The 12,728-nt window shown below is 65.4% G+C and carries 11 protein-coding genes; 10 read left to right on the forward strand and 1 reads right to left on the reverse strand.

The window, feature by feature from the left end; translation table 11 throughout:
• The first annotated feature begins 3 nt into the window (after positions 1 to 3).
• Positions 4 to 954 (forward strand): PKD domain-containing protein, encoded by a 951-nt coding sequence (locus ACSQ1X_RS04520; RefSeq protein ID WP_436056797.1) that lies wholly within the window; start codon positions 4 to 6, stop codon positions 952 to 954.
• Positions 955 to 975: 21 nt separating this feature from the next.
• Here ACSQ1X_RS04520 and ACSQ1X_RS04525 read toward each other — a convergent pair whose 3' ends face one another.
• The gene (locus ACSQ1X_RS04525) at positions 976 to 2,274 is read right to left on the reverse strand and encodes a GAF domain-containing protein (protein WP_436056798.1); all 1,299 of its coding nucleotides are present in this window, start codon (positions 2,272 to 2,274) and stop codon (positions 976 to 978) included.
• Between the two features lie 174 nt (positions 2,275 to 2,448).
• Here ACSQ1X_RS04525 and ACSQ1X_RS04530 point away from each other — a divergent pair, with 174 nt between their 5' ends.
• The 9 genes from ACSQ1X_RS04530 to ACSQ1X_RS04570 all read left to right on the forward strand — a co-directional run bounded on the left by ACSQ1X_RS04530 (position 2,449) and on the right by ACSQ1X_RS04570 (position 12,724).
• The gene (locus ACSQ1X_RS04530; RefSeq protein ID WP_436056799.1) at positions 2,449 to 4,239 is read left to right on the forward strand and encodes an NAD(P)/FAD-dependent oxidoreductase; all 1,791 of its coding nucleotides are present in this window, start codon (positions 2,449 to 2,451) and stop codon (positions 4,237 to 4,239) included.
• Positions 4,240 to 4,383: 144 nt separating this feature from the next.
• Complete coding sequence (locus ACSQ1X_RS04535; RefSeq protein WP_436056800.1) at positions 4,384 to 5,439, forward strand: 2,3-butanediol dehydrogenase; 1,056 nt, start codon at positions 4,384 to 4,386, stop codon at positions 5,437 to 5,439.
• 82 nt (positions 5,440 to 5,521) lie between these two features.
• Entirely contained in the window at positions 5,522 to 6,601 is a 1,080-nt protein-coding gene (locus ACSQ1X_RS04540; RefSeq protein WP_436056801.1) for an alkene reductase, read from the forward strand.
• A 141-nt stretch (positions 6,602 to 6,742) separates the two neighbouring features.
• Positions 6,743 to 7,450 carry a GntR family transcriptional regulator gene (locus ACSQ1X_RS04545; protein WP_436056802.1) on the forward strand — a complete coding sequence of 236 codons (708 nt, stop codon included), beginning with the start codon at positions 6,743 to 6,745 and terminating at the stop codon, positions 7,448 to 7,450.
• Positions 7,451 to 7,626: 176 nt separating this feature from the next.
• Positions 7,627 to 8,628 (forward strand): sugar phosphate isomerase/epimerase family protein, encoded by a 1,002-nt coding sequence (locus ACSQ1X_RS04550; protein WP_436056803.1) that lies wholly within the window; start codon positions 7,627 to 7,629, stop codon positions 8,626 to 8,628.
• Positions 8,629 to 8,681: 53 nt separating this feature from the next.
• The gene (dhaL, locus tag ACSQ1X_RS04555) at positions 8,682 to 10,460 is read left to right on the forward strand and encodes a dihydroxyacetone kinase subunit DhaL (protein WP_436056804.1); all 1,779 of its coding nucleotides are present in this window, start codon (positions 8,682 to 8,684) and stop codon (positions 10,458 to 10,460) included.
• The gene (locus ACSQ1X_RS04560) at positions 10,457 to 10,945 is read left to right on the forward strand and encodes a ribose-5-phosphate isomerase (protein WP_055799428.1); all 489 of its coding nucleotides are present in this window, start codon (positions 10,457 to 10,459) and stop codon (positions 10,943 to 10,945) included. Before dhaL ends, ACSQ1X_RS04560 begins: the two co-directional genes overlap by 4 nt.
• A 2-nt stretch (positions 10,946 to 10,947) precedes the next feature.
• Positions 10,948 to 11,940 (forward strand): 3-hydroxyacyl-CoA dehydrogenase family protein, encoded by a 993-nt coding sequence (locus tag ACSQ1X_RS04565; protein WP_055799426.1) that lies wholly within the window; start codon positions 10,948 to 10,950, stop codon positions 11,938 to 11,940.
• A 16-nt stretch (positions 11,941 to 11,956) separates the two neighbouring features.
• Complete coding sequence (locus ACSQ1X_RS04570) at positions 11,957 to 12,724, forward strand: SDR family NAD(P)-dependent oxidoreductase (protein ID WP_436056805.1); 768 nt, start codon at positions 11,957 to 11,959, stop codon at positions 12,722 to 12,724.
• Positions 12,725 to 12,728: the final 4 nt, after the last annotated feature.

The following is a 12,728-nucleotide window of genomic DNA, read 5'->3' on the forward strand; positions in this document are numbered from 1 at the left end:
ATCATGGGCTGGGCCAACAAGCTGTCGGTTGCCGTTGCGCTTTCCATGGTCGTCATCGCTGTAACTTCATCGCCATCGCGCGCAGACGACCCACCAATTGATATTGGCTATGAAGAAACTGCAATCGCTGTTGGTGCCGATGATTGGACCGTTGATCCGTCAACAGGCAAGGTTGTCGCCCGGGAGCCTGGCGCTCCCAGTACTGACCCCAATCAGTACAAGTACGAACTCCAATGCCACTTAGGCGGTGCAGATTTCGATACACCTTGTTTGGCGCGACAGCTGGAGTGCAAGAACGGCCCGGACGGTAAAGACGGAATCCCGGTCGTGTGGTTGAAAGCGCCGATTGGAATTCCTAACCCTGTCTGGACCTTCCATTCCGGTCCCACCTGTCTTTTCGATCCGCGACCCGAAGATCTGCTTCCCCGCATCGCGGCCCTGATTCAGAGCGAGTTCCAGAAGCTGCCAGTGGCCGCAGGAACGGTCACGGCCCAGCCGAGCCCACACACCCTTCGCGGAGCCGAGACGAATTTCTTCACGGACTCGGCAGAGCAGACGTTCGACATCACCATCCTGGCCCAAAAAGTGCATGTCGTGGCGACCCCGGTCCAATACACCTGGAACTACGGCGATGGGACAACATTTGGGCCCCAGCAGTCGGCAGGCGGGCCACTCCCGCAGGACCGGTGGGGTGAAAAGACCCGCACCAGCCACGTCTACACGCAGACCGGCGACTTCCAGGTGGTGCTCACGACGCACTTCCAAGGAACGTACTCCGTCAATAACGGCCCGCCGCTGCCGATCCCTGGTCAAGGCCAGTTCAGTTCGCCACCGCAAACCATCAGTGTGTGGCGCTCCATCACCCGTAACTACGCCGACGACTGCATCAGGAACCCGCAAGGCCAAGGCTGCCCGGGAGCTACACCGCCAACCCTAGCCAGACCAACCCCCTAGCCACGCCAGCCCCCACCCCGGCTAGGACTGCAGTTCCCGGTCCACCCGCTCCATCCGCGCCCGGACCAATTGAAAGCGCGGATCGCCCGGCCCGATCAGGCGGGCCATGGCTGCGGCGCCTTCGGTATCTGAAGCACCCATGTCGCTGGCGCACCACTGCATGATGAGTTGAGCGTCGCCACTGGCGCGGACCGACGCGCCCACGGCTTCATTCAGCTCGTCCCGCATCAACTCAATCGACAGGTTCACCGAACGGTTGAGCAGCTTCGCAGGGTAAGCGGCCAGCGCCTGCGCCACCCGACCGTCCCGCAAGTGATCGGCGACCACAGATGCGTCCGTGACCACCCGGACGGCCGACGAGAAGCGGTACGGGTTCGGTTCCACCACGTTGCCGAGGATGCCGCGGATCCGATGCATCTCGGTCCTGACGGCCGTGGCCGCGCCGTCCTCGCCATGCAGCCGATACGCCAGCTCATCGGCACTCCACCCCTGAGTCCGGGAGGCTAGCAAAGCCAGGATCTCCGCACGGCGCAGCGTCAGCGGAAGACGGGCACCGCCGTCGAGCCCGGCACTCGGCTTGTCACCCAACAACGTCAGCGTCAGCGCCGACCGAACCGCGCCACCCGTTTGCTGCCTGGCCGCCGGAGCGCCGGCAGACCTCAGCAACTCCTCCGCCAGCCGCACCCCGCAGCGCACCATGCGCAGGCTGTCCGGTGTGACCGATTCGAAGGGGCCGGAGACATCAAGCACTCCCGCCACTTCACCCGTGTACGGATCGCGGATGGGCGCCGCGGTGCATGCCCAGTCGTGATGCGTGCGCACCAGGTGTTCGGCAGAGAACAGCTGTGCCGGCGCACCCGTTACGAGCGCCTCGCTGATGGCGTTGGTCCCGACGCCGGATTCGGACCAGTCGGCGCCCTCCACAAACTCCAATGAGTCAGCCAGCCTGAGTGCCTGCCGGCTGCCCACCCGCCACAGCACCTCACCTTGTTGGTCCGTGACGATCAGCAGGTGGCGGCCCGCCGAGGACTCGTCAGCCAGCAGCTGGGACAACGCCGGCATCACGGTGGCCAAGCGGTGGTCGGCACTGAGTGAGCGTGCCTCGGAAACATCATGCCGGTGGACCGGCCGGTGTTGATCGGGGTCGATACCAAGCGCCAGCGAACGCTGCCAGGACTTGATAAGGGCTGGCGAAATTGAAGGATCGGGGTTGCCCGAAATGGTAGCTTCGTGGGCTTTCCGCAGCGTACGCGCGTACTCCGCCGGGGCGGTAAACCGCAGGTCGCGAAGATGGGTGATCGCGCCGGTGCCCGTCCGCATCCGCAATCTCCCAACTCGTCATCGAATCGTGCTCGGACCACTCGATGTAATCGGGGAGGGGGCCGTGTCACTCGATTGTAACCCTCTGGGGCTTTTACTTGTGATGCGGGTCACGGGACGGTCATCGCAAGGCGGACCGGGAGCGGCCCACTGAAAGCAACGAAAAGAGGAATCATGCCTGAGACACCAAACGGCATCGTGGAGGCCTGGCTGGCGCAGTTCGATGAGGCGCTGCGCAGCAGGGACACCGATGCCGCACTGCAGCTGTTTGAAGACGAATCCTACTGGCGGGACTTCGTGTCCTTCACCTGGAACCTCAAGACGCTCGAGGGCAAGGCTGAGATCAAGCGCATGCTGGATGCCACCCTTGAGGACGTGCAGCCAAGCAACTGGGCGCTCGCCGAGGATGCCACCGGGGACGCGGCGAACACCGAGGCCTGGGTGGATTTCGAAACCGCCCAGGCGTGGGGCCACGCCCACCTGCGGCTCCGCGACGGCAAATGCTGGACGCTGCTCACCACCATGAAAGAACTGAAGGGATTTGAGGAGAAAAAGGGCCCCAACCGTGAGAAGGGTGTGGCGCACCAGATCAGCAAGGGCCGTAAATCGTGGCTGGAACTCAGGGAAGAGGAGGAAGCCCGCCTGGGATACGAAGACCAGCCTTACACCGTGATCATTGGCGGCGGCCAGGGCGGCATCGGACTCGGTGCACGGCTGCGCCGGCTGGGTGTGCCCACGATCATCATCGAGAAAAACGAGACCCCCGGCGACTCCTGGCGGAACCGCTACAAGTCACTCCACCTGCACGATCCCGTCTGGTACGACCACCTGCCGTACATGAAGTTCCCGGATGACTGGCCCGTTTTCGCGGCCAAGGACAAAATCGGCGACTGGCTCGAGCACTACACCCGGATCATGGAGCTCAATTACTGGTCCAAGACCGAATGCACCAACGCCCGCTTCGATGAAGCGTCCCAGGAGTGGATCGTGCAGGTAATGCGCGACGGCGAACCGGTCACCTTGAGGCCCAAGCAGCTCGTCTTCGCCCTGGGCGTCTCCGGCTATCCGAATGTTCCAACGTTCGACGGCGCCGAGTCCTTCCTGGGGCAGCAGTACCACTCGTCCAAGCACCCCGGCGGCGGGGACTGGACGGGCAAGAAGGCCGTGGTGATCGGGTCCAACAACTCGGCGCACGACATCTGCGCCGACCTGTGGGAACACGGCGCGGAGGTCACCATGGTCCAGCGGTCTTCCACCCACATCGCCCGCAGCGAGTCGCTCATGGACCTGGCCCTTGGCGACTTGTACTCGGAGAAGGCGCTCGCCAACGGCGTCACCACGGAGAAAGCCGATCTCCTGTTCGCGTCCTTGCCTTACCGGATCCTGCCTGAAGCCCAAATCCCTGTTTACGAGGAAATGGCCAGACGCGACGCAGGGTTCTACTCGCAGCTTGAGGCCGCCGGCTTCGACCTGGACTTCGGGGTGGACGGTTCGGGCCTGTTCCTCAAGTACCTGAGGCGCGGCTCGGGCTACTACATCGACGTCGGCGCCTCCCAGCTGATCATTGACGGCCGGGTCAAGCTCGCCAACGGACAGGTCACCAAAATCACCGGGAACGCCGTGGTCATGGACAGCGGAGCGGAGCTCGAAGCCGACGTCATCATCTATGCAACCGGCTACGGGTCCATGAACGGCTGGCTTGCCGACTTGGTCTCACCCGAGGTGGCGGACGCCGTCGGCAAGTGCTGGGGCTTCGGCTCGGACACGCCCAAGGATCCGGGGCCGTGGGAGGGGGAGCTGCGCAACATGTGGAAGCCCACCAACGTTGAGAATCTCTGGATTCACGGCGGCAACCTGCACCAGAGCCGCCACTATTCCAACTACCTGGCCCTGCAGCTCAAGGCGCGGATGGAGGGACTGCCCACGCCCGTCTACGAGCTCCAGCCCACCCACCACACGCGCTGACCAAACTGACCCAAGGGGCCGTGACAACCGCCTTCCCTCGGGACCACACTGGGGGTGACGGCCTCCTGCTGTGACACTCCAACGACATGCCGTGGATGCGCCTGACCGGCTGCATCCACGGCCACGTAAACGAAGGAAAACACCATGAAAGCAGCACGTTTCCACGCCCGCGAGGATCTCCGGATCGAAGACGTTCCGGAGCCGGAGTTGCGGCCCGGCGCCGTGAAGATCGCCGTCGCCTGGTGCGGGATCTGCGGCACGGACCTCCATGAATTCCTGGAAGGCCCCATCTTCACCCCGCCGCCCGGACACCCGCACGGGCTCTCACACGAGGAGGCCCCGGTCACCCTGGGTCACGAGTTCTCCGGCACTGTCGAGGAACTGGGCGAAGGCGTTACCGGGCTGTCCGTCGGCGACAGCGTGGTGGTGGAGCCCTACTTCGTCTGTGACGAGTGCGGGCCGTGCCGGGCAGGCAACTACAACCTGTGCACCAAGCTGGGCTTCATCGGGCTTGCCGGCGGCGGCGGGGGACTCAGCGAAAAGATCGTGGTTGATTCGCGCTGGGTCCACCCGGTCGGCGACATTCCGCTCGACGAAGCCGCACTCATCGAACCCCTCGCCGTTGCCTATCACGCAGTGGGCCGAAGCGACGTCAAAGCCGGGGACGTCGCCGTCGTCGGCGGTGCGGGTCCCATCGGCCTGCTCACGGCCGCCGTCCTGAAAGGGCTGGGCGTCACCACCGTAGTGACCGAACTGTCTGCCGCGCGCAAAGAGAAAGCCACATCATCCGGCGTCGCGGATCATGTACTCGACCCCAGCGCAGTCGACGTCAGGGCGCGGGTGCTGGAACTTACCGGGGGAGCAGGTGCGGACGCAGCGTTCGAATGTGCCGGCGTGAACGCGGTGCTGGACACCATGCTCGACGTCGTCAAGCCCGCCGGAGTGGTGGTCAACGTGTCCATCTGGGGACGCCCTGCCACCGTGGACATGCAGAAGATCGTACTCAAGGAAATCGACCTGCGCGGAACGATTGCCTACCGCGGCGATCACGCGGCCGCCATCAAACTCGTCCAAGAAGGGAAAGTCGACCTCAAACCCTTCATCACGGGACGCATTGCCTTGGACGATCTCGTGGACAAGGGCTTCGATACCTTGATCCACCACAACGACACGGCGGTGAAGATCATCGTGCATCCGTAGTGATCCGAGTCTCATCCGGAATAGTTGCAGGCGCCTCGCAGTTGGGCTCAGTGGACCCAATCCGCTTTGAAAGGAACTGCGAATGCTGTTTTCCCCGTTGACCCTCGGCGAGCTCGAACTGCCCAACCGCCTGGTGATGGCCCCGCTGACCCGTCTCCGCTCCGGCGAAGCGGGGGTACCCGCCCCTGTCGTTGCCGAGCACTACCGCCAGCGCGCCTCGCTTGGCCTGATCGTCAGCGAAGGCACATACCCCAGCCCCGCAGGACGCTCCTACCCGGGGCAGCCCGGCATTGTCACGCCGGAGCAGATTGCCGGCTGGAAGAAAGTCACGGACGCTGTTCATACCGAAGGCGGCCGGATCTTCGCGCAGATCATGCACGGCGGGCGCGTTTCGCACGAGGACATCAACGGCGGCCACCAGGTGGTCGCGCCGAGCGCCATCGCCGTCGAGGCGGAGACCCGCACGTACAAGGGCAAGCAGGCACACCCCGTGCCGCACGCCCTGACCACAGCCGAACTGCCCGGCATCCTCCAGGAAATCGTCCAGGGATCGCTGAACGCGATCGAGGCAGGGTTCGACGGCGTTGAGCTGCACTCCGCCAACGGTTACCTGCTGCACGAATTCCTTGCCCCGTCGTCGAACCAGCGCGACGACATCTATGGCGGCTCGCCCGAGAACCGGGCGCGCTTCGTCATCGAGGTTGTGCAGGCTGTCGTTGCGGCCATTGGTGCCGACCGCGTCGGCATCCGGATCTCGCCCGAACACAACGTGCAGGGCGCCCTCGAAACGGACGCCGCGGACGCCCGCGCGACGTACTCCCAGCTGGTGGACGCCATCTCGCCGCTGAACCTGGCCTACCTGAGCATCCTGCACAAGGAGCCCGCCGGCGACCTGGTCCAGTACCTGCGTTCCCGGTTCAACGGACCCTTCCTGGTCAACACCGGGTTCGGCGTCATCACCACCCGCGAAGAGGCCATCGCGCTCGTGGCTGACGGCCATGCAGACGCTGTGGTGGTTGGCCGCCCGGCCATCGCCAACCCCGACCTCGTCCGCCGCTGGCGTGAAGGCCTCCCGGTCAACGAACCGGACCAGTCCACGTTCTATGCCGACGGCGCTGAAGGCTACACGGACTACCCGTTCTACGAGGAGTCGCAGAACTAGCCTCTTCGGGTCTTCGGGCCTTGGTACAACAGCTTGGTACAACAGGCGGGCGCAACCCCATTGCGCCCGCCTGTTGTGTTGTCCGTCGCTTTGTGACCGGCCATGCAGGCCGCGCCGGAGGCTGCCCTATAGGATCTGAACATGCAGCGTCCGTCCCAAAGCACCAGTCCCGGCAGTCGAAAAGGCAAGCCCGTGAGCCGCCAGGTGCTGGCGGACCACGTGTACGAGGAACTGCTGGAGTCGCTGATGGACGGCCGGCTGGAACCGGGCGCCACCGTCAGCATTGACGGCACGGCGCGCGACCTCGACGTTTCGCCCACCCCGGTCCGCGAAGCCCTGGCCCGGCTGGAACACACCGGCATGGTCCGCCGGGTGGCGCTCAAGGGCTACCGCGTGGCCCCGGTCTTCACGCGCGAGGACTTCGCCGAGTTGATGGAAGCGCGGCTGGCCATCGAGCCGGTGAATGCACGCCTCGCCTGCGCACGCCTGACCGCGGAACGGCTCGCCCAGCTGGAACAAGCGGTGACTGACCTGAAGACCGCACCGCGGGGCCCGTCATTCGCTGAATTCCGTGACTACCTCGAAGCTGACGAGCGGTTCCACCGCCTCATCGCCGAACAGACCGGAAACCAGTTCATGGTGGCTGCCTATGCCGCGCTGGGTGGCCAGGTGCAGCGGTTCCGGCTCTTCGGGGGCGTGGGCATCACGGATGCGGAAAACGCCATCGCCGAACATCAGGCCGTCCTTGATGCGCTGGCCACGGGAGACCCCGAGAGGGCCGCGGCCGCCATGGCCGATCACGTCAGCAAAGTCCGCGGCCGCGCCATCGCCGACGCCCCGGAAGCCTGAGCCCCACCCTTATCGCTCTCTTTCCCAACTGACTGGCAGTTAACGTCGTTATCGAGCCCTTTCGCGACGTCTACTGCTAGCTAGTTGGGCTGACACCACCTGAAGTGTGACCTTGACAACTTTGCGTCGATAGTAAATCCTATAGGAAACAGGATTCGCACAAAGGAGTGAACACCATGGCCTACACAGCCGAGAACTGGCCCATTACTGCGGCCCTGCTTCAGTTCCCGGGCACCGATGCCCAGGGAACCCACATCAACGACGCCGACGCATCGGCCTGGGCCGAGGTCCTCACTGAGGTAAAGGAAGCCGGCTTCGCCCACGCGGACCTCACGGACAGCTGGGTGCGCCCCGGCGATCTCAGCAAGGAACGTCTGGCCGAGTTCAAGCAGACGGCAGACGCCGTGGGCATCGGCGTTCCGGTTATCTCCGCCATCCGGCGCAGCGTCATCGAAGAAGGCAACTGGGAAGCCAACCTTGCCTACAGCCACCGCACCATCGACGCCGCCGCCGAGCTGGGCTGCGAAGTTGTCTCGTTCGGGCTCCACCAGGCCATCACGGCCGAGCAGCAGAAACAGCTCTGGTTCTGGACCGTCGAAGGCTACAAGGACCCCGCCGGAAACAAGGAAGCCTGGGGAAACGCCGTCACTCGTCTCCGCGAACTTGGCCGGCACGCAGCCGAAGTCGGGGTTCTGCTCTCGCTCGAAATGTATGAGGACACCTACCTGGGAACCGCGGATTCCTCGGTCCAGCTGGTTCAGGACATCGGCCTGTCCAACGTCGGCCTCAACCCGGACCTCGGCAACCTGATCCGGCTCCACCGGCCCATCGAGGACTGGCGCGAGATGGTGGCCAAGACCCTGCCGTACTCCAACTACTGGCACATGAAGAACTACATCCGTGACGAGGACACGGCCCGCGACATGTACGTCGCCATGCCGGCGCCTATGGAAAGCGGCCTCATCAACTACCGCGAAGCCTTCAAGCTCGCACTGTCCGTCGGGTTCCAGGGCATCCTCTGCACCGAGCACTACGGCGGAGACGGCCTCAGCGTGACGGCCAGCAACCAGGACTACCTTCGCCGCCACGTCCTCCCCAAGACGGACGGCTACGCGCTGGGCCGGAGCCAGGTGGCGCAGGGGCGGCAGCAGCCGGCCGCCGCACTGGCCGCCGTCTAAACAGGGCGTCAGCCCAACACTGCATTTCCCAACACGGATTCGATGAGGAAACCATGACCCAGATCTTCGACAACCCCGCTGATTTCGCGGATGAGGCACTGGACGGCTTCGTAGCAGCCAACCGCGGCTATGTTGCCCGGGTGGACGGCGGCGTGGTCCGCTCCACCGAGGTGCCCGCTGGCCAGGTGGCCCTGGTGGTGGGCGGCGGCTCCGGCCACTACCCGGCCTTTGCCGGCCTGGTGGGGCCGGGCCTCGCCACCGGCTCCGCCTGCGGCAATATGTTCGCGTCCCCGGCGGCTGGCCAGGTCTACCGGGTGGCCAAGGCATCCAACGCCGGCGGCGGCGTCCTTCTGAGCTACGGCAACTACGCCGGCGACGTGCTCCACTTCGGGCAAGCCCAGCTGCGCCTCAACGCCGAAGGCATCGAAACCCGGACCGTCCTCGTCACGGACGACATCGCCAGCGCCCCGCTGGACCAGATCGAGAAGCGCCGCGGCATCGCCGGAGACCTCACGGTCTTCAAGATCGCCGGCGCCGCGGCCGAAGCGGGACTGGACCTCGACGCCGTCGAACGTCTGGCCATCCGCACCAACTACCGCACCCGTTCCCTGGGCGTGGCGTTTGACGGCTGTACGCTCCCGGGAGCGGACGCGCCGCTGTTCCACGTGCCCGCCGGCCAGATGTCGCTCGGCCTGGGCATCCACGGCGAACCGGGCATCTCGGAACACCCGATGCCCACCGCCTCCGAACTCGCCGAGCTGCTCGTCTCCAGGCTCCTGGCGGACAAGCCCGACGACGCCGGGAACCGCGTGGTGGCCATCGTCAACGGCCTGGGCACGGTCAAATACGACGAACTGTTCCTGCTCTTCGGCAAGATCGAAAAGCGCCTCACCGCCGCGGGCCTGACCGTGGTGGAACCGGAATGCGGCGAGCTGGTCACCAGCCTGGACATGTCCGGGCTGTCCCTGACATTGCTTTGGCTGGACGACGAATTGGAGCAGTTCTGGGCAGCCCCGGCCGACACCCCGGCCTTCCGCAAGGGCAGCCTCGCCCCGCGGGCCCGCCGCGAACTGGCCGGACCGGAAGACGCCGTAGCTGGCGAATTGGAAAACACGACGCCGGCAGCAGCTGACCTGGGCCGGCTGGCAGCCGCCGTGCTCGCCCAGGTGCAGGGCGTCGTCGTCGAGCATGAAGAGGAACTGGGAGACCTGGACGCCATCGCCGGAGATGGTGATCACGGCATCGGCATGCGCCGCGGCGTGGACGCCGCAACCGCCGCCGCCCGGGAAATTTCGGCGGCCGGGGCATCAGTGGAACGCGTTCTCACAGCGGCAGGGGAAGCCTGGCGCGAACGCGCCGGCGGAACCTCCGGTGCGTTGTGGGGATCCGCCGTGATCGCCGCCGGGATCGCCCTCGGTAACAGGGACGCTTACCGCGGCGAGGACGCGGCGGCCGCCGTCACCGCCTTCGTGGACGCAATCACCGCCCTCGGCAAGGCCGAGCCGGGGGACAAAACCATGGTGGATGCGCTGCTTCCCTTCAAAGACACCTTCCTGAACGCGTTCGACAGCGGAACTCCGGTACGCGGGGCACTCGCCGCCGCAGCGGCTGCTGCCCAGCAGGCCGCTGACGCCACCGCTTCGCTCCGGCCGCTCAAGGGCCGCGCACGGCCCCTCGCCGAAAAGAGCGTGGGGCATTCCGATCCCGGCGCAGTTTCGTTCGGGTTGATTGCGGCCCGGATCTCCCGCTACGTCGAATCTGAACTCACGAATTCCCCACTAATGGATTCCCAACTGGCGGCCTCCGCGGCCGGAAATGGAGCAAAAGCATGAGCACCAGTACTTCCCCAGGCTGGCGGATCGTCGTCGGCAACGATGAAGCCGGCGTCGAATACAAGGAAGCGCTGAAGGCGCTGCTCGAAGCGGACAGCCGCGTCGCGTCCGTGCTGGACATCGGCGTGGGCGCGAACGACTCCACCGCGTACCCGCATGTCGCCGTCGACGCCGCCCGCAAAGTGGCCGACGGCGAAGCGGACCGTGCGCTGCTGATCTGCGGCACCGGGCTGGGAGTGGCCATCGCTGCCAACAAGGTTCCCGGGATCCGCGCGGTCACGGCCCACGACGGCTATTCCGTGGAGCGCTCCGTGCTGAGCAACAACGCCCAGGTCCTCACCATGGGCCAGCGGGTGATCGGCCTGGAACTGGCCAAGAAGCTGGTGGGCGAATGGCTCGACTACCGTTTCGACGAGACTTCATCCTCCGCCGCCAAGGTGGACGCTATCTGCTCCTACGAGCCCGACTACACGAAGGCAGTCTGATCATGACCGAAACAGTCAGCACCCCCAACGCGGCAGCACTCAACAGCGCCCGCAGGATCGCCGTCGTCGGCTCCGGCTACATGGGCGGCGGGATCGCGCAGGTCCTGGCGCTTGGCGGAGCCCGCGTGGCTCTCGCCGATGTGTCCGCCGAAGTGGCGCAGAGCAACTACGACCGTCTCCTCGCCGAATCGGACCAGTTCGTGGCTGACGGCTTGTTCCCCGCAGGTTCCACCGAGATCCTGAAGCAGAACCTCTGGGCTGCCAAGGACATCGAGGAAGCCGTGGCCGACGCGGACTTCATCGAGGAAGCCGTCCCCGAAGTCATCGCCATCAAGCACCAGACGCTGGCCCGCATCAGCGCCGCCGCGAAGCCGGACGCCATCATCGGCTCCAACACCTCCACCATCTCCATTGCCGAATTGTCCGAGCCCGTCACCAACCCGGAACGGTTCCTCGGCGTGCACTTCTCCAACCCGTCACCGTTCATCCCCGGCGTGGAGATCATTCCCCACGCCGGTACGTCGGCAACCACCGTCGGCGCAGTCCGCGACCTGGTGCACGCTGCCGGCAAGCAGACCGCCGTCGTCAAGGATGTCACCGGCTTCGTTCTCAACCGCCTGCAGTACGCGCTCTTCCACGAAGCGGCGCAGCTGGTGGAACAGGGCATCGCGACGGCGGACGACGTGGACACCCTGGTCCGCACCACCTTCGGCTTCCGGCTCCCGTTCTTCGGTCCCTTCGCGATTGCGGACATGGCCGGGCTGGACGTCTACAACTTCTGCTACAAGTCCCTCCAGACCGACTTCCCGGAGCGGTTCGCCACCCCGAAGATCCTCACGGACCTGGTGGAAGCGGGAAAGCTGGGCACCAAGACCGGTGCGGGCTTCCTCAACGTACCGGCCGAGCGGACCCCCGAGCTGATCGCCTACCGCAACAAGGCCTACGTGGCCATGCAGCAGCTGATCGAAGACCTCGGCCCCGCTCCCATCAACTAACTCAGGAGCACCCCAAATGACCATCTTCCCCGCAGAACGCACGGCAATCGTCACTGGAGCCGTCTCCGAACGCGGCATCGGCCGGGCGACCGTCAACTACCTCGCCGCGCAAGGCTGGAACATCGGCATCATCGACCTCGACGACGCACTCTGCAAGGCCGCTGCCAAGGAACTCGCCGCCCAGTACGGCGTGCAGGCCCACGGCGTCGGCGCCAACGTCGGCGATGAAGCGTCCGTCCGCCAGGCTATCGACGAGATCGAAGCGGAGCTGCCGCAGGTCGTGGCCCTCGCCAACGTGGCCGGCGTCAGTTCACCCGTTCCGTACCTGGAGCTTGACGCGGCCGAATGGGACCGTGTCCTGAACATCAACCTCAACGGCGTCCACTACGCCACCCGCCGCGTGGCCGAATCCATGGTGAAGAACCGGATCGGGCGCATCGTAAACATCTCCTCCGTGTCGGCCCAGCGCGGCGGCGGCACGTTCTCCAAGACGCCCTACTCGGTGGCGAAGGCCGGCGTGATCGGGCTGACCCGCTCCACTGCCCGGGAACTGGGGGAGTACGACATCACCGTCAACGCCATCTCCCCGGGCCCGATCGACACCGACATCATGGGCGGCACGCTGAGCCAGGAACGCAAGGACGAACTCACCAAGGACCTCGTAGTCAACCGGGTCGGGTCCACCCGCGACATCGCAGCAGCCATCGCCTTCCTCATCAGCGAGGACGCCGGCTACATCTCCGGCCAGACGCTGAATGTGGATGGCGGACTCTACATGCACTAGGGAA

The organism is Arthrobacter sp. LjRoot78, from assembly GCF_964254335.1.
Classification (GTDB): domain Bacteria; phylum Actinomycetota; class Actinomycetes; order Actinomycetales; family Micrococcaceae; genus Arthrobacter.

Coding starts and splice junctions, on each gene's coding strand:
- ACSQ1X_RS04530 (WP_436056799.1), top strand. CDS start 2,449: ATGCCTGAGACACCAAACGGCATCGTGGAGGCCTGGCTGGCGCAGTTC.
- ACSQ1X_RS04535 (WP_436056800.1), top strand. CDS start 4,384: ATGAAAGCAGCACGTTTCCACGCCCGCGAGGATCTCCGGATCGAAGAC.
- ACSQ1X_RS04525 (WP_436056798.1), bottom strand. CDS start 2,274: ATGCGGACGGGCACCGGCGCGATCACCCATCTTCGCGACCTGCGGTTT.
- ACSQ1X_RS04560 (WP_055799428.1), top strand. CDS start 10,457: ATGAGCACCAGTACTTCCCCAGGCTGGCGGATCGTCGTCGGCAACGAT.
- ACSQ1X_RS04540 (WP_436056801.1), top strand. CDS start 5,522: ATGCTGTTTTCCCCGTTGACCCTCGGCGAGCTCGAACTGCCCAACCGC.
- ACSQ1X_RS04570 (WP_436056805.1), top strand. CDS start 11,957: ATGACCATCTTCCCCGCAGAACGCACGGCAATCGTCACTGGAGCCGTC.
- ACSQ1X_RS04565 (WP_055799426.1), top strand. CDS start 10,948: ATGACCGAAACAGTCAGCACCCCCAACGCGGCAGCACTCAACAGCGCC.
- dhaL (WP_436056804.1), top strand. CDS start 8,682: ATGACCCAGATCTTCGACAACCCCGCTGATTTCGCGGATGAGGCACTG.
- ACSQ1X_RS04550 (WP_436056803.1), top strand. CDS start 7,627: ATGGCCTACACAGCCGAGAACTGGCCCATTACTGCGGCCCTGCTTCAG.
- ACSQ1X_RS04520 (WP_436056797.1), top strand. CDS start 4: ATGGGCTGGGCCAACAAGCTGTCGGTTGCCGTTGCGCTTTCCATGGTC.
- ACSQ1X_RS04545 (WP_436056802.1), top strand. CDS start 6,743: ATGCAGCGTCCGTCCCAAAGCACCAGTCCCGGCAGTCGAAAAGGCAAG.